Below are 21,933 nucleotides of genomic sequence, written 5' to 3' on the forward strand. Positions count from 1 at the left end.
ACTATATTATATCAATGAACAATTTGATTTGGCAATATCTCGAGTTATTCCTATTTGTTGTATAAATAGCCCTTCAAGTCCGCTATGATTTTCTCAAGATTGTCTTCACTGACGCTGAAGTACTTCGTGTTCTTGTCTTTACTCTCAGTAACTAAATGTGCAGAACTGAGGACTTCCAAATGATGCGAAATGGTAGCTGTTGTGAGGTTCAGCCGATCGGCAAGAATTTTCCCATATGTAGGCTGAAGGATTAAAAGCCTGAGGATTTCGAGCCGCGTCTCATCGCTTAAAACCTTTAAAGAAGCGGAGAGTTTCTGTCGGGTTATAGCAGTGTCCCGGCTTTCTCGTCGCATGTCGTACAAGAGCAACCGAGAAGACTCATTGTAGGCCATTACATAATGTGGGTTGATATAGTGAGACGGAGCAAACAGATATTCCTCGATTGTGCCTTCCGTTCTGATACTGCGATTCATAATTTTCTCAGCTAATTCACGAGGTGAGTTTTTGGCCAAACTATTTCTCAGGACCTCCAGTGAAGCCTCATAATCCGATTTTAAATTCTGATACATTTCAGCAAAATACACCTGGTAAAGTTCTGTAATCAGTCCTGCAAAGTCCTCTTTAAATTTTTGGGTGTCATACAGAACGCTCTCAAATGCCTCATGTCCGCCGCGGTATACCCATGGAAAATTATGCAGCAGCTCACTCAGTGCTTGTCTGTCCTCCATGAGTCGAACAATTTCACTGTTCTCTAACTCTCCTCCAGTTAAAACATGAATGAATCTTCTATTATCAAAGTCGCAAACCACCTGTGTAAACTGAGATACATCATTAAAAATACGGCAGTCCAGGACAATCTCGAAAAATTCCAGCCCCTGAAACGGCATCTGCGCCATTTTTTGCAGAAACAAGCGGCTGTTCGAACTCAGTTTTTCGATCACATCCGACAGCTCATCCTGTACAGAGACATGATGTTTTGGGTCGGCTAAAACATTTGCAATCGAAATTAACTCCACAACACTGGAGTAAAACACGGAAACTTTAGGTTCTGACACATCGGCAGACACCGAAAGAGACATTTCAACTCACCGCTCTTTTCCCACAGGATTCATCCTGACTCTGAATACTCCCTGCTGAATACTCTCTTACCCTACTTACCCCAAGTTTGATTGGACGTCAAGTTGCTGTAGCAATCCACTACCACCCCATGCGGACTAAAGACTGCCAAAGCGGCCCTCCCACAGAAACAAGGAACGCAAACGCAATAGCAACATAAAAGACACCCGTTTTGCTGACAGATTTGTCAGCCGTACCAACCCGGGTGTCTTTCACTATCTTTCATAAGGCTTCTTAAGGCTTCGTAAGGCTTCGTAAGGCCGTTACAAGTTATGCCTGCAGGTCTTTGCCTAAGCTGGCAATCGTTGCAGGGTCAAGTTTCATGTCAGCCTGCAGCTCCGGATGATCCAGCACCAACTTCACAACAACGCCTGTATCCGAAGTCATAGCTTTAGCGGCAGACGGAGTTAAGGGGAACTTGAGGTAATGAACACTGGTTGTGAACTCCCTGTCATCGTGTTCTTCTTCGAACACCGCCTGTATTCGCTCATTACCAATCTGCATGTATAGATGATTTTCAATGCCTTTAAGGCGTGCGAGCATTTCCTCAAGTTTCTCTTGATTGTCCATTTCAATGAACAGGGTGCCTGAGAGCTCGTTATCGCCAGGAAGCATGGGGCTGTATATGTCGATATACTCTGCAATTTCGGATTCATTTTCCAAGTCTTCACCAAAAATCAATTCCTGTATCTGGTACAGAACCGTATCTTTGTTTTCAAACAGCAGCGATACATCTGGGGCCAGACGTACACGGCGCTGGTTTTTCTTTTCAATCATGTCCCGAATATACTGTTGCCTCTGGTTACCGTATTCTTGTAAAGATTGCAGGTCGTCACGGACAATGGTGTGTGCCACTGTATCTCCCCCTTTCATGTGGTGAAAAATGTCTGCGAAGGCACCAGAGGACAGCGGGTCCTCTGGCTCTGCCTCGCTCGACGGTTCTTTCATACAACTCTATTTAGACGGTTTCGCCTAGAGAATCAAGGAGCCGTTGGAAACGCTGTGCGTGCACGCGCTCCGCCTTCGCCATGACTTCCATCCATTCTCCGATTTCATCGAAGCCTTCGTCACGAGCAGACTTCGCAAATCCAGGGTACATTTCTGTGTACTCGTAAGTCTCCCCCGCAATCGCGGATTCTAACATTTCACGGGAGGTTTGAACCGGGTAGCCAGTAACGGGATCGCCTTCACCGTGCAAACGAATCCGGTCAAAATGGCCAAATGCGTGCTTCGTTTCACCTTTGGCGATGCTGCGGAATAAATTTGCGACATCTACTGCGCCCTCTTCGTCAGCGCGCTCAGCGAAGTATAAGTAGCGACGATTGGCTTGAGATTCACCTGCAAACCCAACCTTCAAATTTTCTGCGGTCTTTGTTCCCTTTAGTTCTCCCACTTCAAATCTCCTCCTTGTCTAGAGTAACGGATTTGGTGGACACACATCCGTCATATTTGATAATAACTATTATATAATAGTTATTCTACACAACTCAGATAGTGATGTCAACACAGTTCGTTTGAGAGGTAGACGAACTTCCAAGCATAATAAAAGAGTGCAGAAAAGGATGCGCAAATATGCAACGCATCCTTGTCATAAGACTGATGAGATTCTTCCTTCTACTGAGCTGCACAGTCGCTGCACAGGCCCGTCAACTCGATGTGCACCTCTTCCAGCCGAAAACGCGCATGTGAGGCTGCATCATCAAGATTCAATACATTTGCGGGAACGTAGAAGTCAATCCGTTTGCCGCACTTTCGGCACACCATATGGTGGTGAGGCTCAGTGTTTCCGTCGAACAAACTTGCTCCGTCACCGTTTCGAATCTCCCGAATAAGCCCTGCTTCCGTTAGACTTCTCAAGGTCTTATACACTGTCGCTACACTCATACTTGGATGTGTAGTATGAATGGATTCATAGACCTGTTGTGCGGAAAAGTGTTCTCCGGCAAGGGATTGCATCAGCTCCAAGATGGCAGACCTTTGCGGAGTAATACGCAGTCCAGCATCTTTAAGCAGTCCGGATACATCCGGTTTCTCTGCAGTATTATCCAAGTTTCTTGATGGTGCCACTTGTCTTCCCTCCCGGTCCGCAAAGTAGTTCACGGTAATTAGGTAATAATTATTATTACATAAAAACAGGTAAAAGACGACCTCTACAATCAAAAAAGAGGTCGTCAATGCTACTTAATTTAACACATTACGCGGAAATTTGCTACATTTGTCAATGTTGGCGAGCGAAAAGTTGCTACAATACGCCAGTCGTGAAAGAGACGGCAGGACGGAATTTGTCAAAGTTCGCACGGTAACTTGACCAGAACTCATTGCTTGACCTGGTTCGACAAGGCAGCCACCGGCCGAATCAACACACCGACTACGCTTCCCAACATGCCTCCAACGAGCCACTCCCATCCATGCAGGCTGAAGGAGGCAATACCGGCAAAATAGGCACCGATGTTACAGCCAAACGCAATCCGAGCACCGTATCCCATGAGTACACCGCCAACAAATACAGCCGCCAACATCCTGACAGGAAACTGGCGAAAGTACGGCCGGGGGAATCTCCCGGCCAGTCCGGCGGCCAAAAGCGATCCCAGGATGATTCCAATATCAAGCACAGTCGTAACGTCGTGAAACAGACCATGCTGAAGAGACAGTGCATGCGGCCTCAATTGCCAGTAGCCCCAGCTCGTAACGTGAATTCCCATGGCCTGTGCAATTCTGGCACCCCACATTGCAAAAGCGGACGTGACACCCCACGGTCTCCCCGATAACAGCAACACTGCGGCATTTCCTACGGCCAGCACAACGCTGCCTGCCACCCACGACCAAGGGCCGCGAAATATTGTCCTCATGGAGAAAGGCTGTTTCATCCGAATTGAATCCACGTTGCCATTCCGTCGTTTTTCAACCGCTGCCGTGATGAAGTAAACCATGGCCAGCAACAAGGCATTAAACAACAAACCCCCAACAGCACCGAAGCTCTTCACAAACGACACAGGTTGAAAATGAGGGGTGCTCATCCACCAGGTAAAGTTGACTGTACCAAGGACTGACCCCACAACGAAGCCAACCAAAGTGAGTACCCCGCGGGCGTCTCCGCCGCCTGTGTGGTATAAGGTACCGGAAGCGCAGGCATCGCCTAACTGCATTCCGATGCCAAACATGAACGATCCCGCCAGCACCGAGATCCCGACAGGAAATACATACCCGGACACACTGTGACCAAAAAATGTGCCATGAAGGATGATGGGCAGAAATAGCAGATTGGCGATGAGAAACATGACCATCTGAGCTCGTAATCCGGCTCCACGTCCTGCCACAATAAAATTACGATAGGAGGTGGTAAAACCATATCGTGCATGATACAGGCCAACGCCAAGTACCCCTGCAATCAAATACAGTACCGCCTGAGTCAGTGAAACTGTCTGTAACAAAAATACAAATCCTATGGCAAATAGAGCCAATGTGATGAAGACTCCAGGGCTCTGAATCTTGCGGTCTGTACCGCTGGGCACAGATTTCGGAGAACTCTCCAGGTTCAGAATTTGACTCTCTGTTGTGGCCATTTATGTTTCCTCCTTAAAAAACAGAATGAATGAGATAGAAATCCTACGCACACTATAATAACAGTTATCTCATCGATTTACTATGTTTTAGTGAAGAACATGCAACTCGTTGACCTCGCAGAAAAAAATGTACTGTAAAATGAAATGGTGGTGATGTAAATTGGAAGGGACTACCCTGTAGTCTTTGTTGGTCATGCCCTCTACCGGGGCCGTAAGAATATGGGAGGTGGAGAAATGGCACGCCGAGTTGAAATTGAAGGGGATTCAATTAGTGTCCATCTCACCGGACTCACAAGTCTGGCATCATTCAAGAGGCACTTCGTCATTCCGTTCGCATCTATTGTAAGGTGGCCGTAGGTCCTCCTAATTTGAACTCCCTGATACGGCTGGGTGGAACTGCAGCAGGCGACATACAGGAGGGGCATTATTGGCACGGTGATGACTGGTACTTCCTGTCGTATGAGCACCCCGATAAGGTGATTTGTCTAACGTTAAACGATTACTATGTCGGTGACAGACGATATCAAGTCGTAGCGCTCGGAGTCGATGACCCTCACGGTCTGAAACAGACAATTGAACAACGACTGAATCCTGTTGAATAGCGTCTGATCTAACAAAGAGGAGGCGAGGTATAATGTCCCAACTGATAATTGATGCGATTGTGGGATGCTGGCTCGGCACGACGGCTGTCATCACATTCATCGTAATACGGTCTCGGCGTGCGGGTCATGCAAATCCCACATGCAATTCCCGTCTGCAGCGTAAATAGCAACACACTTCAGGGTTGAGTGTCTTGAGGCGACTCGGTCATTTGCTAAGCACAAACCGAGCAGCATAATGCTAATGCCGAAAAGAATCCACCGAATTGACAACATGTAACATACGTCCCCTAAAAAGGTGATTTGTTAATCCTTCTGAACATAAATGACGGAAGCTACAAATAGATTGCCGTCAGTCGTTGATACCTTAACATCTCTAACGTTGTGAGGTTCCAGCCGTTTCAAAAATTCATTCACCTTTGCGTCCATATCTTCAGACGAACTGGATGTGAAGGTCCTTACTGTAACTGATATTCCCGTCTTAGGTCTTACAAAATCCATGTTTACTCACCTTTCTTATGCGTATTCAGTGAAGATGTTTGTTGATTCTAAACTTGACAATCGTATTACCTTTAGAATCCAATGTCTTTTGTACTGCTTCTACTGTGTCACCTTGCAGTCTCCATGTGAAGTGCATTCCACCCCAATTTTGTCCCGATGCAAATGCAGCGGGTCTTTGATTTTGTGCATTCACCTGAATTGCAAAAAGGCGTAAGGCAACAGGTTGAGTGAACCCCTTTACCCCCTCATCTAGTTCAAGGATTGCCCAGGAGTTATTTACTTTCCATTTGGAAAATTCATATTCAGTTTGATAGACTTTGTTCCCCTTGAACTTACCATATAAAGGACCAGATGCAATGACTTGATTCTGTGCATTCCTAACTTGCCATTCCCTATCTTTCCTCGCCGCCACAAAGTTAAGGCTTGTTCCGTTGGGTAAGGTGACAGAGGGTTTTAGGGATTGAAGAGTTACTAGAGCAGGCTTCGATGGAGTCTCTTTGGAGTCATTCGTCGTCAATATGAAACTGTGTTTTGACAGGGCGTAGAGACCTCCTGCGAAAACAGCCATAGCAGCTACCGCTGCCGTACTCGTTTTCACAGCATGGAAACGCCTTCTATGTCTCTTGGCAGGGAAGGATTGGGATATTCGCCGTTCTACATCCATCCAAATTTGGTTCTGTTCCTTACTGGAGAGTTCCATTTTGGATAGCAGAGCATATCTTTCAATGGGCTCATGTTTTTCACTCACTGTTGAAGTTCGCCTCCTGAGCATCTGTCGCCATTAACTCCCGTAATCGACGAATCGCTCTGTAATCTGTGGTACGAACCTTCCCTTCTGAGCATCCCAAAACTCGTGCTGTCTGCTGAATCGATAACCCTTCGACGTGTCGAAGCACAAACATCTCGCGATACGCTGTCTTGAGTTGATGCAACGACTCTTCTAAAATCATCATCGTTTCAATGGATACCTCCTCCCCGGCTTGAACCGATACTGGTATGTATTTATCCATAAACTCTCGTTCCCTGCGTTTTTTGCGCAATAAATCAAACATATAATTTCTGGCGATGCTAAACAGCCATGTCTTGGGATTCGATTCACTGCGAAAGCTATTCCAAGAACGAAATGCCCGAAACGAAGACTTCTTGAACGACATCCTTCGCATCTGTATGATTACCAAGCGTGAGTCTGGCATAGCGAAACACATCGTTTGCATAGATACAAAATAACTGTGCAACTTCCTTGCGGGACTCGTCTTGATGAGTCATGAGGTGTTCACCTCTCTACCCCCTTCGCTGGATTAGACGCTCGCCAGAGCCTTCTGTCACAGTCATGAATAAATTTTTCGTTACTACTCAATTCAGATTCGGACATCGGCGTTTACGAAGAAATATCACTCACACACGTAAAAACGTGATAACATGGGTATATATGGAAGTGATTTGATGAGAGTAAAGCTATTTTTACCAGTAGTTGCAGTGGTTCTTACCTTGACTGCTTGTTCAAGTCATAAGACGCTTTATTTTTCAGGGAAAACTAGACACTGGCAGATAAAATACCAAGCTAATATAACTTCACAAACCAGTGAATCTGACGATACTGAAATCCGGTATATCGGCAGTGGCCACCCTCCAAAGCATATCCAATTTAAAATTGGTGGGAGCAGCGGATCCATGAGTTTGCATAATGGTGTTCTCATATTATCCGGTAGTGGTTGCTCTGGATGTTCGGTGACCAGAAAAGCCGATAAAATAAGCGCAAAGATTCAGTGGGATGGCAAGAGCGAGCTGACAACACTAAAGAATGAACCTAGATTTAAGAAACCGATACCACTCTAAACACCCTAACATAATGCGTTGTAGCAACGTGGGTGGGTTCGTAGTATTTGCTTATCATAATTTGAAAATGCATAAAAATGCGGCGTTCAAATATACTCCATTCCGCGTATTCAAACATCTCTGCGCCGTGTTTCGTGCTGAATTAAAGCCCCCAATAGGTCAAGAGCGGGATGCCCGCAGACATCCGGTTGACCTCCCAGATTTATTGCACTTTATGGTTAATCCACACGTTAGGTTCAATGTATAGACCATTGTCATTCTGCAGGTCAATTTCAACGGGATTGAATGCTTGTGGAACAACGTATTGCCCAGTCTCGGGAAAAGACATATTAGTCCAATCTTCCCACTCCCGTATCGACCCGGTTACTGTCATAGAGTATTGGGCAACACAAAGATACGAGCCACCTAATCGGAAGTGTACCCGAATCCAAGGATCAAAGGATGAGCCATCATTCCTAATCCATCTCACGTATTTTTCCATCGGCGTGAGAGGGTATTTACCTTTCCACGTTGGGCGCACTGGTGCTATCAACGTCTGCAAATCATACATTTTTGCCAGATATTTCATTGTGTTAATGATTTGATAACTCAATCCAACGCTTTTATATTTTGGAGAGGTTACCGCCGCCAATGCACACAGAGTATTAGGTGTACGCCGCTGATTTAGAGATTCAAATCCATCTTCCAAAACACCGTCATAGCCAGAAGGAAGGTGTTCAACGTCCCCATCCCACTGAAGCGGAATGGCGTGACCACAGGCTGCGACACTACCATTCGAGTCACACAACGTAAACTGAAACTCTGGGTAGTATCGATATAGATTACGCCAGTGTTTCCGACTGGTTCTATCTCCTCCCAATATGAATTGAGGAAATTGATGATGCAAGTGTCCAATATCAGTTTCCAACTCCGGTCGTTCTCGAAGTGTAACGCAATCAAATTCCATATAGTAGACCACCTTTCAAATGTAGCAATACAAAAAACCGCAACAGAACCATCTCTGCCGCGGTCGGGGGGTTCCGCTCAACCTCTTAAGCACCAGTTTCGGTGTCTTTACCGAAAATGGGCATACTATCCCCCTCCCCAAATACGACACTTAAAATCACACCATACGTGAGCCAAAGGGACATGTATGCCACACCTCCCGTTCAAATAAGATAAAGTCAATATATCACATGGCGAACAGTTCCGAGACATGGTACATCTCGGTTGCCTCTAAACTCTGCTGCCTCATAAGCGTCATAAAGTCAGCGTCCTATAAACGCATGTTTATGCAAGCCACAGGCAACAACTGCCTCCGAATAGCTCACGTTTGACAGAACTCGTCCTTTCGAAACGATCTTTCATACTTACTCAAAGACTTTTTAACATGGTCACTGCTGGCAATATAGCACCATTCCAATTCAGTGATATATCTTCAGATTTATGGAATCCATTTCTAGTCCAAAAACTCAATACCTTATCGGTATAGCTGGTCACCACATCTAGTTTTATCTGCTTGCTGCCTCTGAAACTGGCGTACTCTTCAAATGCTTCGTAAACCTGTTTTCCAAGCCCTCTATTGGCATAATGCGTATGGATCATAAGCAGGGAGAGATAGCTTTCCTCATCTACTTTGAAGTCAATTATCCCAACGATCCTGTTTGTATCTTTTGCAGTGACCTTGCAGGAAGTGAATCCTAGCTTCCTCATGGATTCCAGTTCGTCGAAGACGCATTGCGCTGTAACACTGTCAGTACGCATATGTTTTACTAAAAAGTCCCTGTTTGAATTATACACCTGCACAACTGCCGATATCTCAGTTTGGCTTATATCGTCTACATAGAGGTATTCTGACTCAAAAAGCAAAATATTCCTTCCTTCAAGACAAGTCGTTGCTCAACTCTACTGCCCAAGAGGTGAAGAAGTCTTACCTAGAACAATATAGGATATTTATGCACACGACATGTTACGGTCCAGTTCCAATGGAAATGATCTTCCAAGCATCATTTTCTTTGTTCCGCCCCAAGTAAATAAATCTCGTTTGCGGTCCACTGCCTTCGGTAATGACTTTGCGATATTTAGCGTTGTAATTTACGTCTACTTGAACTTCGTATTGTACTGATTGTTTAAACGGATTTTGTGTGCCTCGGATACTTTGACTACTGATATGTTCTGTACATTGTTAAAGTTAGAATCAGACTCCCAGCGAAACGCAGAAGTGAGTTTAGAAGTAAGAAATTGCGCTGCAGTTGCATTCTTCCCGTGTTCAATGTACTTGTAGTAATCACTCACAACCTGAACAGGAGTTAAAGACGCTTTGTTTAAATTGACTTGAGTTGATTCTGACTCCTTAAGTTGAGATGTTGGACTGCCACACGCAGATACGAAAAATAAGGGAAGACATGATGTCAGTGTGAAGCCTATCGCCCAAGAGCTGAACAAGTACCACAAAACACTGACGGATGTTTGTGCACCCGTCAAATTCCATGGCGACTGTACTTATGTATTCGTCTGTCCGACATCCTCGATTATCGGTTGCGGACTCTTTTAATGATTTGTGCCTCTTCCGCTTTATCCAGATATTCAAAGAAACCAATGCGATTTCCCCACGGGTCCGAAAAAGTACCCCATTTTACATTTACTTCCTGACGGGAGTAAATTTCAAATGGTTCAACCGCCAATTCATCTATCACCCGATTTCGTTCGGCTTCAAGGTCCGTTACTCCGAGCCGAAGAGGTCCATTCCCTTCTGTGGGTGCACCTTCGGCAACCTGTAACCAGCTGCCTGGAATCAACTCCCACTCCGCAAAACCGTCATGAGGAGCGTAATCTGCTTCTCTCCTAAGCAACGTCCTATACCAGTCAAAACCCTTTTCGAAATCCGAAACTCGAACCTGTACCGTCACCTCAATGACCATGCCAACAGACTCCCCCTCAAACGAGATGTGATTTGTTATAGTATACCTAATTATCATAATTTAGGAGGGTTCAAATGATACCGCAACGTACTACTTTGATTGCGATTGGAGCTTGGGGTGTTTCAAAACTGCGAGCGTTCTACAAGGGACTGGGTTGGAAGGAAACTGATTGGAGTTCAGACAGCTACGCCGTATCCAGAAATTAAGGCTGCATGTTGAAGAAACTCAACACAAGTACCATGCATGATTCGTGCGATGAAGTTCGTTCGTTTCTTGCGGTCCGCCCTACGCGTCACCTGATTTTCCCACTACTAAATTAGTGCCAACATTTTAATTCATTGAGGCAATGACATTTCCAGCCTTGTTATAGGCCTTTATAGAGTATCCTTTATATGTAATTTTGGAAAACTTATATACCCAAATCGGTAAGGACCCTACCTTAACGAAGGAAAATGGAATTCTTTTACCGGATTTAGTGAATGCTTTGTAGCTTGTAACAGCAGCAATGTCAACCCCGCTGGTCAATCAATACTATCGCATAGCCAATTCTAAACTGTTTGCTCGGTACTCTGCTTGGTATTTCTACGAGTTTTCTAAAGGTTAGCTTACGGCTGCTTCCCTGAGTATTTTTCGCATGTATCTTTGTAACGAGTTGAGCCTGCCATCGTCCACCTTTTTGCTGGACGTAAAAAAATTCAAATTGATTGTAGGCAGTAAGAGTCTCCGTCACAATGACATACCCGTCACCTATTGCTGCTTTTCCTGGTGCTAAGATTGCACTGTCCAGCCCTTGGTTCTTATGCGTTTTTATGAAACGCTCAACAGCCTTTTTCTGGCGTATTGTTAATTATTTCTCGGTGATAGGCGATGGAGTATGTTCCCATTGTCCAAGCAAATAGCCCAATTATGAAAACTACCGATAAGAGAACTCTCCGTTTCCTACTCATTGACTCCTCCCAATAGGTTGAAGTTAACTAGCGGATTTCATAGATGACCTCTCTACCCGCTTGTCTATTGTAACTCTGTCAAAAGTTCCACTCGTAAGCATGTGAGTTTTAACTATGCCTGCGGTTCAATATTCCAGCTTTTTTACCTATAAAGCCCAAAAGCAGTATAGTGAGGCATAGACACTGCGCAACAACGACAACTTGTCCTACAGGGATGCTTTCCACGGCTCCCTGCATTGTCGATATCTGCATAGCGTGGTAAAAGCCTGAAGCGTGCACGCGTACTACATGACCGATTATTATGCTTAGAATAAGCGGACCCCAACAGACCATGTTTGCACCGAAATTCCACCATCCGTCTATTTCTCTGGGCTTTTGTTGGTATATGATATTTAAAAAGAGGAGTGGAAAACCAATTAGATTAACAAGTCCTGTCAACCACCAAAATTGATAACCTGCAACGCCCACGAGATGCCAAACCCACCCGATAATAAGTTGATAAACAATCAAAATCAGGACAATGACGCTCAGCGGCTTAATTAGACTTTGCCCACCTTCAATCTAAGTCCGAGCTCTTTTTGAACCATCGCAATTTCTTGTGGATCAGACCATACTTCCCTTTGCTTACATAAGTGTAGCACACTGGTAACGTATGAATATGCAATCTCTCTGCATAAACGGATGCGCGTTTTTGTGTGGATTTCAACCGAGAAATACAATTTCCTGTGTATTATATTGATGATGGTTACAGAATTGTAATTCAAAAAGCAATGAGGGGGCGGGGTATGGCCTTGAAAGTTAGGGGAGTCACGTACGACGTTGGTATGCCTGTCATAAAAGGTGGAATGACACGTGAGAGTTTGAGTGCAGATGCAGTCCATCGGGAAATGCAAACCATTACGCATGAGCTACATTGCAATGCCGTGCGCATCACGGGTCAGGACCTTGATCGACTGAAAATGGCAGCGGATATTGCCATACATCACGGGCTGGATGTTTGGCTGTCTCCTTCTTTTCACGACGCCAGCGAAGAAACAACCTCGAATCGGATTGTTGAAGCGGCTCGTATATGCGAAGGACTACGAGGAGAGTGTTCCAGGCACATCGTTTTGGTTCTTGGGTGTGAACTTAGCATATTTATGGCTGGAATAATACCAGGGAAGAACGGACTGGAACGTTTGGCGCTGCTGTCTGATCCGTCACGATGGACCGAGGAACTCTTTGCACTGGGATCACCCGTTGAACGATTGAATGACTTTTTGAAACAAACAGCCATCGAGGTAAGAAAACATTTTTCGGGTCCTCTAACGTATGCTGCAGGATTATGGGAAGACATCGACTGGGATGTGTTTGACTTTGTTGGCATCGATGCTTATCGTGACGCAAACAATTCCAGTCATTTTCGAGATTTAATTCAAAAATACAAGCAGATTGAAAAGCCAATTGTTGTAACCGAATTTGGATGCTGCACGTACGTGGGCGCTGATAGTCAAGGTAGTATGGGATGGCTCGTCATTGACCGAGAATCCCAACCTTGGCGCCTAAACAAATCAATTACAAGGGATGAAAACGTCCAAGCAGAGTATCTGACAGATATGCTCGCTTTGTTCGAAGATGAAGGAGTGAAAACAAATGATTTATTTTGTCGGCAGTAGGCAAGACGTGAACAATAACTATTCGTGTAATTGCACACTGGTATTTTGTATGCCTACTCACTTCGAAAGAACAGCGCTTGCCGATCTTTTCGGAATGCACGTCGAGAGTTCTGCTTTGTAGAGAAAATAAGCGCGTTCAAGTGTTCAGAAAGGAGCGAAGGTATCAAGTGAAACGAGTAACAGCTCTATTGGGATTTGTTTCAATTTTAGTACCTATCGTAACTGGATGCGGTACCCCGCATTTCGCGGTGTTGGGACCTAATCCATCGTCGATAGTAGTGAAAAGTTATATAGATCCGAACAGTACCGTACATCGACCGCAACACACTTATATTCTAACGGGATCAAAAATGACAACGCTCTACAAGTCTCTTCAACAGGCGGCCAAGCATGTGTTACCGAAACACTGGTCAGCTAGTTGTCCAACTTACACCTCAAATACGGTCGTCTGGGATTACCACATCGTTGTTCACTATGCCAATCATAATCATCGTTCTTTTAATCAAACAGACACTGGATGTAGTATCCTCAAAGACGAACAGACTGGAGCGATGGAACTGGGAGCACTGCCAGAGCTAAAACCATTTGGCAACAGCTCGCAACAGTGGCTAAACGGCGCATAGATGTTTAGTCTTCATGCACAGACATTTGGATTTAATCATAGGGGATGGTCAGCGTGAACGTGCCTTGACAGAACCTTCACGTCCTCTCAAAGAAATTGATGCGACTTTTGATGAACAAGTGCCAAAGAGAAACCTCAACAATGCTCATGATAGCTACGTCTATGATAAACAGCGCATGGAACACTGGTTGCGTCATCATCAAGAAAAGTATGGTGTCAAAATCACCGTTATTCGACCGTTGCTTCAGATGGTAGGACCCAATACAGAAGACGGGCGCTTTGCTTGGTTCTGGCTGCGGGTAACCGATGGCGGACCAATATGGTTGCCTGGTACTGCCAGACACAAGGCTGGTCCGTGTCAACTCTCCTTTTCAGGCGATGTCGCCAAAGCAATTCATGGTGCAATGAATCATGCTGCGAAAGATTATGCTGTGTATAACACTGGACAACCAGAATTGTGGACCTATGAAGAATATATTGGCATGCTGGCAGCCGAGGCTGGGCGACACACAGAAGTCTATTACGCTCCCGCAGAAACCTTGAATACGTGGGCGGGTGGATTTTATCGGATTTCACTACCGTACCCAGTAGCATTTGATGTCTCAAAAACTGAACAGGAATTGGGAGTTAAACCAACTCCGATGAAAGAATGGGTGCGGGAAACTGCAACATGGATGACGAATCATTACAGAGGTATGTCACCACGGTGGTACGAAACCAGAGAGAATGAAATCCAATGGTCGTCGTTGAATATGACTGCAAGGGGCTAGTCATTATACATAAATATGTATCACCGTTTGTCATGTTAATCTCGGACTTGGGGGCAGGATAAGCGTACTGCAAACTCCCGATAATCTTTCAAGACTGTCTCAACCAAAAAACCGAAGCGGGGTGTCCTTGATGAGAAGTAGTAAAACGAATCCCAAGGTTGATGACTTTTTGGCCAAATCCCAAAAATGGAAGGAAGAATATGAAAAGCTCAGAGAGATTGTACTGGACTGTGAACTGATTGAAGAGTTTAAGTGGATGCATCCTTGTTATACGTTTGAGAAGAAGAACATCGTTTTGATACACGGATTTAAAGAATACTGTGCACTGCTGTTTCACAAAGGTGCTTTGTTAAAGGATCCCCAGGGGATACTGGTCCAACAAACGGAGAATGTACAGGCGGCGCGCCAACTTCGGTTCACCAATCTTGAGGAAATTGTAGAGATAGAGTCGACCGTGAAAGCCTATATCTATGAAGCCATTGAAGTAGAGAAAGCCGGTCTGGAAGTGAGCCTTAAGAAGACGCGAGAATTCATGGTTCCTGAAGAACTTGAAAGTAAATTTAGTGAATTTCCTGCCTTGAAGACAGCTTTTGAAGCCTTAACACCAGGACGGCAACGAGCATACATCCTCCACTTTTCCAAGCCCAAACAATCGAAAACGCGCATATCCAGGATTGAGAAATACACCCAGTACATTCTTAATGGAAAGGGATTGAATGACTAGTTTAGCCTCTCCATCAAAGCGCGCATCAAACTTGCGAATTTTAGCAGTATAGAGGAGCGATATATGTGTCAAGGAATGTTGAGTTGACTGCAGTTGAATTGGTTCTCAAATTGTCAGGACTAACGTCCCTCGCAGCGTTGCATGGGAGCATTCATATCCCTTTTAGAGAAATTCGTGAAGTATCCACCCTTCCCTATCATCATCCCGCCGGAGCCGTAAGATTTGCAGGAACCGCGGTACCGGGAACGGGGATTATGGAAGGGAGTTTTGTACACGGCACCTCGCAATTCTTTTTGTCATTCGAACACCCGGATAGGACCATCACACTTGATGGAACTTTCCACATTGATAATCAGGCCTATGAAAAGATTGTATTTGAGGTTCCGAACCCTGAGCAACTTCAGAAATTATTGGTTCAAAAATGCCCTCATCTTCAGTGATGGGTGGGTAGAGTTGAGCTTGTCGATCTCGTTCGTCAAGATGTCCTCTGTGTTCAAGATGAGTTGAGCGATAAAGGTGTCGTTTCAACGCTTCACTCCCCCTAAAGGAGGAACTTGTTTATGAGTGGATCACGAAAGTGGGTCGGTGGTTTTGCAGTTATCATTCTTCTTTATGCGATAGCCCTTGCCTTCTTCCGACACTTTTATGGCGTGCGTGTGGCCGTCAATATTGTTTTTGTCTTGGTCTTAGTGGGGTTCGTTATATACAAAGCAACTCACATGACAGTAAAGGATTTTTTTGGCGTTCAAACGAGAAGCTGGATGGTGATTCTACTGAGTTTCTACTATATGAGACTCCCTTTTATTAGGACCTATTTTGCTGAGTCTCATCATTTCACTCCCAAAATCGAAAGTTGGACCTCAAGCTCATTTCCCCACTTGCCCTCCAGCCGCCCTTTGAGCCAACTCTTCGCGCAACGTCGTTAAGCTCTCTGATGCAGAGTGATGGGCCGTATCGATGACAATGTGGTTTGTATCCCAGCTGTCATAGTGCCTGCTCTCGACCTCATCCCAGGAGGGGAGGTTCAGTCCGGGAATATCGGAGACTCTGGAACGAATTCGAGACTTGTGTTCTTCTACATCAGAACAAATAACTTCAATTTCTACAAACGGCGCGTTAAGCGACTCAGCGACCTGGCGCCAATCCTGACGCGACTGTCCAATCGGATTGACTGTGTCAGCAACCACATCAAGTCCCAATTTGAGGTTCTGTGCCGCAAGTTCATAACAAACCATGTACCCGGCCGGTCCGTCAACCCAGAGACCCGCAGTTCGCATCGCCTGTTCGACAACATCGACTCGGATGTAAGTCGCCCGCAGCTCTTGCGCCAAGGACGATGATAGTGTTGATTTTCCTGTGCCTGGCAGCCCTCCAAAGATATACAGCATGACTTACCTCCCATCTTATAGCGACCCATGTTACGACGATGCATCTTATGGTGAACCAATAAACTCTCGTGTCAAAGCTCTACTTTTGTGCTTCTGGTGATTCCAACCCGGCAAATAGAACTCGCAAACCGTATAAAAACTGACCATCATAATCAATATTAGCAAACATCCGCCTGTCGAATGGCCCCAGGGTTTCGGCAAAGTCAGCGAATGCTTCCGGAGATGTGTTTTTAAACCGCACCTCATCAGCCACAAAGGACAGCACATAGTTATTCAGCAAATTCCCGATTGTAATAAGGTTTTTGTCTGGTATGCCCATGACCGAAAGAGCGTCAATCGTAGCCGTGATGAGTTCCATCCTCCTAGGTGTGTTGGGGATAGAATCTTCAAAGACAGGAACGGCATCCCGCGTCGAAAGCAGCATAGTTCGGTATGACCTATACATGTCTTCGAGAAAGGACTTCTCATCGACTTCTCTCTTCGGCATCTGGTACTGCGAACACAGGTACTCAGCAATTTCACTATACAACTCCGACTTCCCCCGCACGTGCCAGTAAAGAGAGGCCGCCTTTATCTGAAGTTCGTTAGCAATCGTGCGCATGGTTAAATTGTCAATCCCATCGCGATTCAGTATTTTTATCGATGCTTGAACGATTGCCTGTTTCGAGATAGCCATGTATTCTCCTCGCATTCTTGAGAAAGTCCGATAATAGCAATTGACTCAAACACCGTTAGGTGATAGCTTCTATCTAACGTTGTTAGTTTCCTGTCTTAGTCCACTGTAGCACAACCAATTTGGATCAACAATTCCGATTGAAAGTCGAGGTACGACCTATGGCCCTCATGAAAAATGCACGGAAGAAGAAAGATGTGGGGATTTATGGCCCGATGGCGAAATGGTATGACAAGAACAGCCGCAAGTCGAGACTTCAAGAAATGCACCGCTATGCAGACCTTGTGGAGACACATACGGATGCTGGTTCTGCCGTTCTGGAAGTGGCTCCTGGTCCCGGTTATCTCTCCATTGAACTGGCACGTCGCGGCTATCTTGTCAGTGGCATAGAAATCAGTGCAGATTTTGTTGAAATTGAAAAACGAAATGCACAAGAAGCGAATGTCGCTGTCAATTTCGAACAAGGCAATGCGTCCGCTCTCCCCCAACAGGACGGTACATTTGACTTTGTCGTGTGTTCCACCGCGTTTAAGAATTTTAAAGATCCCCTCACCTCGCTCAATGAAATGTACCGCGTGCTCAAGCCAAATGGTAGGGCATTGATTTTGGACATGAACCACGATGCGACAAACGAGGACATTAACAACGAGATGGAACAGTCAGGCATGAGAGGCTTTGATCGCCTCTTTGTCAAGTTTTCATTTAAGACCTTTCTTAAGAGTGGAGCGTATACAAGAGAAGGCTTTGAGGCCCTCATCGCGCAGACGGAGTTTTCCAATTATGAGATTGCCAAGCAAGGCATTGGATTGCAGGTATGGCTTACGAAGGACGAGTCAATGGTGCGACGCAGCATTCACAGTGAAAAGTAAAAGATGACACGGAAGACTAGAACTTGAGGCCCTTCGTTCTAGTCTTCCGTAAAATTCTCTCTGATGGCTATAATCAGTTTCTCTCTGATGTCCTGGGCTACGTCTTCATTGATACTGTCGCCTAAATATGCTTCTGAACGGATGACTTTTTCTAGTCTCTTCACTAGCTCTCCTATAGCTCGATTGTCCCCGTCATAAATTCTAGCCAACAGTTCGTCATTACTTAACGATTCTGGCTCCATTTATCCACTCATTGCTTTTTCACTCATTGCTTTTTCACTCATTGCTTCGCGAAGTCTCTTTATGCCCCTTGTTTTAAGGCGACTCACACTTTGCTGGCTTAAATCCAGGTTCTTCGACAACTCTGACTGTGTTAGACCTCTTACAAACAATCCGTAGATTACCCTTTTTTCCTTGGGAGGCAAATTCTCAATTAGCAACATGACGTCCTTGTTGCGTTCGTCCTTTTGAGACTTTGGACATGCTAATAAGTCCCCCCATTCACTACCGTCATCAAGTGTTCGATTTATGACTAATGCGTCACGACTCCAGCGAATGTATCGACGCTTGGCATTGATTGCTTCGCGATGTATCACTTTGAGACACCAATTAATCGCCTGTCCAGTCGTATACCTTTGCCGTGTCATAGTGACCTCTCCTACTTCCTTTCTTCCTTCAATTACGTAGATTCAAATTTCCACTGCACATCCGCTAGCGCAGACATCATATTTTCGTCAAGCGTTCATCAACTGTCTTACTCATCAATAACACCATGCCGATCACGCAGATACACCACGGCCCCGCCCTCACGGCCAGCGGGCTTTACCCAGCCGGCTTTATATTGATAGTTTGTATCGTATGGCATTTCCTTTCCGACTTGCACGACGCATGTCACTGCGATTTCAATAGAAGAATTACTTGGACTCATGCAGCGAATATGAGCACCTATGAGTGAAACAAGCTGTTCTGTGTGTTTCTTGTTATTGTTCAATCCTCTGTGCGTTGATAGGCAAGACAGCCAAACCCGGCCATAGAGCGTTGAACAATAAGATGCAAAGGATGGTTGTTATGAGTAATCGATTTGATGTTGTGTGCTCAAAGCAGGATTTAGGAGGTGGGCTGACCACTAAGGTATGCACAGGTCACCCACGATATCGATACAGGCGCAGGTATTGAGTGGGATGACACGTATATCTACCATTTTCAAGGCAGTACCTTTGAATCAGAAAGCCCACTGTCTGAATATGGAATTTCTGCGTCCATTGCGAACAGGGTCACAAATCTAAAACGCCGTCTTTGGCAGTGAGTATGTCATTTTTGGGGCCAAGGTCAACGAGTCATGGAACATGAGTTTCAATTCTAATGGCATTGATTTTTCTGTCTCCATCAGTGCAAACCTAACTGGGTGGAGCGGACAAGCGACCCCTGCTTTAGGTTGGTATAACTTCGAGGAGATGCAGGTCACCGAGACACTAGACTCAAGCACGGATAACCTCAGCGCAGTGCCACAGGAGGTACTAACCTTGTTAGCAATTGGTGTCATGGTTGCACTAGTGATTGAGTACGGAGGGGAAGTTGTCGGGGCCCTGGACGTACTCAGCGGAATTTTGTCAGCTGCCGGAGCTTAATGGACAATGAGTAGAGTGGTTCAGCAGGACCTATTTAAGGGGTTGCTTCGCGAAAATATCCAAGTTGCTGCGGACTGCTGCTAGCCTGAATGGGCTCTCCTGCTGAACCCAGTTTTTTCACCTTTACAAGCTGATTGACTGGAAATTATTATCTGTAAATATGTTATAGTCTTTTAAATCGCGCGGCCATGTCCTTACTTCGCAACCACATTGGGTACGTTTTTCAAAACTATGCTCTGATTGACGACGCCACAGTGGATGACAATCTGGACATTTCTCTTATGTATAACCGGGCGGCCAAACGCGACAAACTCGCCCTAAAACAATCTGCACTGGCGCAAGTAGAACTGCCGGATATTGATGTTTCGAGAAAGATCTATACGTTATCTGGAGAGGAACAACAGAGGGTAGCACTGGCACGCCTGTTGCTAAAGCCTTGCGATTTAATTCTAGCAGACGAGCCCACAGGTTCGCTTGACGCTGACAACCGTGCTGGTGTCATCCGTATTTTGAAACAACTCCATCAGGATGGACGAACGATAATCGTGGTCACACATGATGAAGTCGTTGCGAATGCCTGTGATAGAGCGGTTGGGCTCAGTAGTGTTTCGACTTAGTCATGTGGTTTTGGAAGCGCATTGACAAACTCTGTATACTCATCTTGGGTACTAAAAGCCCGTTTCGGAATGACCAACTCCTGGGAATTCCCTACAACGATGATGAGAAATTTGTCAGTTTCATTAACGTCTCGCACTTTGCTTAGTTCTATTGAGGTTTTTACATTGTTCGTGGTCACCAAGATGAATTCTGATTGGATTTCTATTGTTCGGGGCTCTTTAAGATTGCTGCGACCGTACGCCTTTTTAAGAAATCGGTTCCATGCAAACCTAATGAAAAGACCCACGATGACATCAAATACAACGACTAGAAAGATACTTCTGCTTTCCAGCCAAAAAATCAGGGATACGATAATGAAGAACAGAACCAGTAAAGTGACTCGTTTTGCCCGCGACTTTTGATTACTCTTCATCTTTAATGATACGTAGTCCTTAACATCCCGCTCTGACAATAAAACGTCAATCTTCACAAAATCACTCCCGCATCAGGCACTTCTCGTTCCAGTGCTTCCTCGTTTCAACGCTCCTCAGTTCCCACACTTCCCAGTTCCCACACTTTCCAATTCTTGTCCCTGCTGCCCAATTCCTATGCTGCTCGCTTCACATTCGTTAGCTTAGCTGGCTTTGATTCAAGACAGCAATATCAGACTGAGCTGAAGGTAGGTTGACTGAGTTCAAGTAAGTGAGTTTAAATAGATGTTTGTTGGAAATCCATTCAAACGTGCTGTAACTTTGCTTTGCTGTGTCAAAGAGTGCGTTGACTGTCGCACCGTCTACCGTCATTTTCTTCACAGCTTGCTTTTTGGTGTTTGTATGCCCTGATTGGGTCCAGTCTTTAGAGGAGGCCTTTTCATTATTAATGCTCTCTTGCAGGCCTTGTTGCGCGGTTTTCTTGTACCCTCCGCCATTGCAAATTCGTAGTGTGGATGTGAGAGAAGATGTCTTTACGTTAAGGTTTTTCAGCACCTGATACATCTTCTTGTTTGAGTCTGTAGATAAGGATTGAGCTCCATTCGCATCCTTATTGGGCGTAAATTTTATATACACAGACACCGGATGTTGACTTAGCCGCTTCACCGTCCCTTTGGCGGCAGAGGCTACAGGGTATTTTCTCGCATATATGAAATGGTCCACTTGTGCGGGATGACGAGACTGTTCAGCCCAAAACCAGGATTGACTTGACTGGCTATACTTGTCCTTTTTACAGAAGCTTGAGTCTGATTTTGGCTCTGATGTTGATGGGATGTACCACAACCGTAAAAGAACACCGTCCCCAATAGCAGGGCTGGAATATAAAGCTTTTGGTGCATGTTTTAAACCCTCCAATAAAGAATGACAAAATCCACTGTGCACTAGACCTCAGGCAAACTCACAAACTTAGAGCAACTGGCGACACTTCTCGATGCCGTACTGTACGTATTGATAACGACAACCAGACGGAATGTCGTGAGGAAACAGCATGAAGATACGCCGACACTCAGTTAGCAGCATGTCTACCAACCGATATCGCGTACCGCTTTTTAGT

The 21,933-nt window shown here is 45.3% G+C and carries 33 protein-coding genes; 13 read left to right on the forward strand and 20 right to left on the reverse strand.

Annotated features, from left to right (window positions below; genetic code table 11):
• Positions 1-50: 50 nt before the first annotated feature.
• From GI364_RS22755 to GI364_RS22775, 5 genes are all read right to left on the reverse strand, one after another.
• Positions 51-1,055 (reverse strand): ArsR/SmtB family transcription factor, encoded by a 1,005-nt coding sequence (locus GI364_RS22755; protein WP_198851448.1) that lies wholly within the window; start codon positions 1,053-1,055, stop codon positions 51-53.
• A gap of 331 nt (positions 1,056-1,386) precedes the next feature.
• Entirely contained in the window at positions 1,387-1,971 is a 585-nt protein-coding gene (locus GI364_RS22760) for a DUF3501 family protein (RefSeq protein WP_198851449.1), read from the reverse strand.
• A 103-nt stretch (positions 1,972-2,074) separates the two neighbouring features.
• On the reverse strand, positions 2,075-2,509 hold the full coding sequence (locus tag GI364_RS22765; RefSeq protein WP_198851450.1) for a rubrerythrin family protein: 435 nt from the start codon (positions 2,507-2,509) through the stop codon (positions 2,075-2,077).
• A 221-nt stretch (positions 2,510-2,730) separates the two neighbouring features.
• Positions 2,731-3,183 (reverse strand): Fur family transcriptional regulator, encoded by a 453-nt coding sequence (locus GI364_RS22770; RefSeq protein ID WP_198851451.1) that lies wholly within the window; start codon positions 3,181-3,183, stop codon positions 2,731-2,733.
• A gap of 248 nt (positions 3,184-3,431) precedes the next feature.
• Positions 3,432-4,679, reverse strand: a complete 1,248-nt coding sequence (locus GI364_RS22775) for a YeeE/YedE family protein (protein ID WP_198851452.1) — start codon at positions 4,677-4,679, stop codon at positions 3,432-3,434.
• 234 nt (positions 4,680-4,913) lie between these two features.
• Here GI364_RS22775 and GI364_RS25195 point away from each other — a divergent pair, with 234 nt between their 5' ends.
• From GI364_RS25195 to GI364_RS25200, 3 genes are read left to right on the forward strand one after another with little or no spacing between them, the layout of a single operon-like run.
• Complete coding sequence (locus GI364_RS25195; RefSeq protein WP_255524520.1) at positions 4,914-5,036, forward strand: hypothetical protein; 123 nt, start codon at positions 4,914-4,916, stop codon at positions 5,034-5,036.
• Positions 5,037-5,047: 11 nt separating this feature from the next.
• Positions 5,048-5,281: a hypothetical protein gene (locus tag GI364_RS22780; protein WP_198851453.1), complete on the forward strand. Its 234-nt coding sequence runs from the start codon at positions 5,048-5,050 to the stop codon at positions 5,279-5,281.
• Positions 5,282-5,313: 32 nt separating this feature from the next.
• Positions 5,314-5,448 (forward strand): hypothetical protein, encoded by a 135-nt coding sequence (locus GI364_RS25200; RefSeq protein ID WP_255524521.1) that lies wholly within the window; start codon positions 5,314-5,316, stop codon positions 5,446-5,448.
• 136 nt (positions 5,449-5,584) lie between these two features.
• Here GI364_RS25200 and GI364_RS22785 read toward each other — a convergent pair whose 3' ends face one another.
• The 4 genes from GI364_RS22785 to GI364_RS22800 are packed head-to-tail and all read right to left on the reverse strand — an operon-like array spanning position 5,585 to position 7,045.
• Positions 5,585-5,779, reverse strand: a complete 195-nt coding sequence (locus GI364_RS22785; protein WP_198851454.1) for a sporulation protein Cse60 — start codon at positions 5,777-5,779, stop codon at positions 5,585-5,587.
• 25 nt (positions 5,780-5,804) lie between these two features.
• The gene (locus GI364_RS22790; RefSeq protein ID WP_198851455.1) at positions 5,805-6,527 is read right to left on the reverse strand and encodes a hypothetical protein; all 723 of its coding nucleotides are present in this window, start codon (positions 6,525-6,527) and stop codon (positions 5,805-5,807) included.
• Positions 6,520-6,933 (reverse strand): RNA polymerase sigma factor, encoded by a 414-nt coding sequence (locus GI364_RS22795; protein WP_198851456.1) that lies wholly within the window; start codon positions 6,931-6,933, stop codon positions 6,520-6,522. The genes GI364_RS22790 and GI364_RS22795 overlap by 8 nt, the downstream gene beginning before the upstream one ends.
• Complete coding sequence (locus GI364_RS22800) at positions 6,887-7,045, reverse strand: RNA polymerase sigma factor (RefSeq protein WP_198851457.1); 159 nt, start codon at positions 7,043-7,045, stop codon at positions 6,887-6,889. Before GI364_RS22800 ends, GI364_RS22795 begins: the two co-directional genes overlap by 47 nt.
• Before the next feature lie 177 nt (positions 7,046-7,222).
• Here GI364_RS22800 and GI364_RS24995 point away from each other — a divergent pair, with 177 nt between their 5' ends.
• Positions 7,223-7,615 carry a hypothetical protein gene (locus tag GI364_RS24995; protein ID WP_233095922.1) on the forward strand — a complete coding sequence of 131 codons (393 nt, stop codon included), beginning with the start codon at positions 7,223-7,225 and terminating at the stop codon, positions 7,613-7,615.
• Positions 7,616-7,817: 202 nt separating this feature from the next.
• Here GI364_RS24995 and GI364_RS22805 read toward each other — a convergent pair whose 3' ends face one another.
• The 4 genes from GI364_RS22805 to GI364_RS22820 all read right to left on the reverse strand — a co-directional run bounded on the left by GI364_RS22805 (position 7,818) and on the right by GI364_RS22820 (position 10,515).
• Positions 7,818-8,561 (reverse strand): GNAT family N-acetyltransferase, encoded by a 744-nt coding sequence (locus GI364_RS22805; RefSeq protein ID WP_198851458.1) that lies wholly within the window; start codon positions 8,559-8,561, stop codon positions 7,818-7,820.
• A gap of 407 nt (positions 8,562-8,968) precedes the next feature.
• On the reverse strand, positions 8,969-9,463 hold the full coding sequence (locus GI364_RS22810; protein WP_198851459.1) for a GNAT family N-acetyltransferase: 495 nt from the start codon (positions 9,461-9,463) through the stop codon (positions 8,969-8,971).
• A gap of 100 nt (positions 9,464-9,563) precedes the next feature.
• A complete protein-coding gene (locus tag GI364_RS25545; protein WP_198854171.1) occupies positions 9,564-9,764 on the reverse strand; it encodes a DUF4829 domain-containing protein in 201 nt (66 codons plus the stop codon).
• 361 nt (positions 9,765-10,125) lie between these two features.
• Entirely contained in the window at positions 10,126-10,515 is a 390-nt protein-coding gene (locus GI364_RS22820; protein WP_198851460.1) for a VOC family protein, read from the reverse strand.
• 74 nt (positions 10,516-10,589) lie between these two features.
• Between GI364_RS22820 and GI364_RS25205 the strand changes: the two genes are divergently transcribed.
• The 6 genes from GI364_RS25205 (at position 10,590) to GI364_RS22845 (ending at position 15,673) form a co-directional block, all read left to right on the forward strand.
• Entirely contained in the window at positions 10,590-10,721 is a 132-nt protein-coding gene (locus GI364_RS25205) for a hypothetical protein (protein ID WP_255524523.1), read from the forward strand.
• Positions 10,722-12,247: 1,526 nt separating this feature from the next.
• Positions 12,248-13,117, forward strand: a complete 870-nt coding sequence (locus tag GI364_RS22825) for a glycoside hydrolase family 113 (protein WP_198851461.1) — start codon at positions 12,248-12,250, stop codon at positions 13,115-13,117.
• A 167-nt stretch (positions 13,118-13,284) separates the two neighbouring features.
• Positions 13,285-13,740 carry a hypothetical protein gene (locus GI364_RS22830; RefSeq protein ID WP_198851462.1) on the forward strand — a complete coding sequence of 152 codons (456 nt, stop codon included), beginning with the start codon at positions 13,285-13,287 and terminating at the stop codon, positions 13,738-13,740.
• A gap of 13 nt (positions 13,741-13,753) precedes the next feature.
• Positions 13,754-14,509 carry an NAD-dependent epimerase/dehydratase family protein gene (locus GI364_RS22835; protein ID WP_198851463.1) on the forward strand — a complete coding sequence of 252 codons (756 nt, stop codon included), beginning with the start codon at positions 13,754-13,756 and terminating at the stop codon, positions 14,507-14,509.
• Positions 14,510-14,639: 130 nt separating this feature from the next.
• The gene (locus GI364_RS22840; RefSeq protein WP_198851464.1) at positions 14,640-15,233 is read left to right on the forward strand and encodes a YdeI/OmpD-associated family protein; all 594 of its coding nucleotides are present in this window, start codon (positions 14,640-14,642) and stop codon (positions 15,231-15,233) included.
• 65 nt (positions 15,234-15,298) lie between these two features.
• Positions 15,299-15,673 carry a hypothetical protein gene (locus GI364_RS22845; RefSeq protein WP_198851465.1) on the forward strand — a complete coding sequence of 125 codons (375 nt, stop codon included), beginning with the start codon at positions 15,299-15,301 and terminating at the stop codon, positions 15,671-15,673.
• A gap of 426 nt (positions 15,674-16,099) precedes the next feature.
• Here the strand turns inward: GI364_RS22845 and GI364_RS22850 are convergent, their stop codons facing one another.
• Entirely contained in the window at positions 16,100-16,621 is a 522-nt protein-coding gene (locus tag GI364_RS22850; RefSeq protein WP_198851466.1) for a P-loop nucleotide/nucleoside kinase family protein, read from the reverse strand.
• A gap of 79 nt (positions 16,622-16,700) precedes the next feature.
• Complete coding sequence (locus GI364_RS22855; protein ID WP_198851467.1) at positions 16,701-17,297, reverse strand: TetR/AcrR family transcriptional regulator C-terminal domain-containing protein; 597 nt, start codon at positions 17,295-17,297, stop codon at positions 16,701-16,703.
• Positions 17,298-17,455: 158 nt separating this feature from the next.
• Between GI364_RS22855 and GI364_RS22860 the strand changes: the two genes are divergently transcribed.
• Positions 17,456-18,163, forward strand: coding sequence for a class I SAM-dependent methyltransferase (locus tag GI364_RS22860; protein WP_233095923.1), 708 nt, complete (start codon positions 17,456-17,458; stop codon positions 18,161-18,163).
• 38 nt (positions 18,164-18,201) lie between these two features.
• On the opposite strand, the gene GI364_RS22865 is transcribed toward GI364_RS22860, so the two are convergent.
• Entirely contained in the window at positions 18,202-18,405 is a 204-nt protein-coding gene (locus tag GI364_RS22865) for a helix-turn-helix domain-containing protein (protein WP_198851468.1), read from the reverse strand.
• Positions 18,406-18,810, reverse strand: a complete 405-nt coding sequence (locus GI364_RS22870) for a sigma-70 family RNA polymerase sigma factor (RefSeq protein WP_198851469.1) — start codon at positions 18,808-18,810, stop codon at positions 18,406-18,408.
• 699 nt (positions 18,811-19,509) lie between these two features.
• Here GI364_RS22870 and GI364_RS22875 point away from each other — a divergent pair.
• Both GI364_RS22875 and GI364_RS22880 read left to right on the forward strand, forming a co-directional pair.
• On the forward strand, positions 19,510-19,791 hold the full coding sequence (locus GI364_RS22875) for a hypothetical protein (protein ID WP_198851470.1): 282 nt from the start codon (positions 19,510-19,512) through the stop codon (positions 19,789-19,791).
• Positions 19,792-19,979: 188 nt separating this feature from the next.
• Positions 19,980-20,408, forward strand: coding sequence for an ATP-binding cassette domain-containing protein (locus GI364_RS22880; protein ID WP_198851471.1), 429 nt, complete (start codon positions 19,980-19,982; stop codon positions 20,406-20,408).
• Here the strand turns inward: GI364_RS22880 and GI364_RS22885 are convergent.
• The 3 genes from GI364_RS22885 to GI364_RS22895 form a co-directional block, all read right to left on the reverse strand.
• Positions 20,405-20,878 carry a YcxB family protein gene (locus GI364_RS22885; RefSeq protein WP_198851472.1) on the reverse strand — a complete coding sequence of 158 codons (474 nt, stop codon included), beginning with the start codon at positions 20,876-20,878 and terminating at the stop codon, positions 20,405-20,407. The genes GI364_RS22880 and GI364_RS22885 overlap by 4 nt on opposite strands.
• Before the next feature lie 139 nt (positions 20,879-21,017).
• Positions 21,018-21,374, reverse strand: coding sequence for a hypothetical protein (locus GI364_RS22890; RefSeq protein ID WP_198851473.1), 357 nt, complete (start codon positions 21,372-21,374; stop codon positions 21,018-21,020).
• Between the two features lie 131 nt (positions 21,375-21,505).
• Positions 21,506-21,718: a hypothetical protein gene (locus GI364_RS22895; RefSeq protein ID WP_198851474.1), complete on the reverse strand. Its 213-nt coding sequence runs from the start codon at positions 21,716-21,718 to the stop codon at positions 21,506-21,508.
• Positions 21,719-21,933 lie beyond the last annotated feature (215 nt).

Source organism: Alicyclobacillus sp. SO9, from assembly GCF_016406125.1.
Classification (GTDB): Bacteria; Bacillota; Bacilli; order Alicyclobacillales; family Alicyclobacillaceae; genus SO9.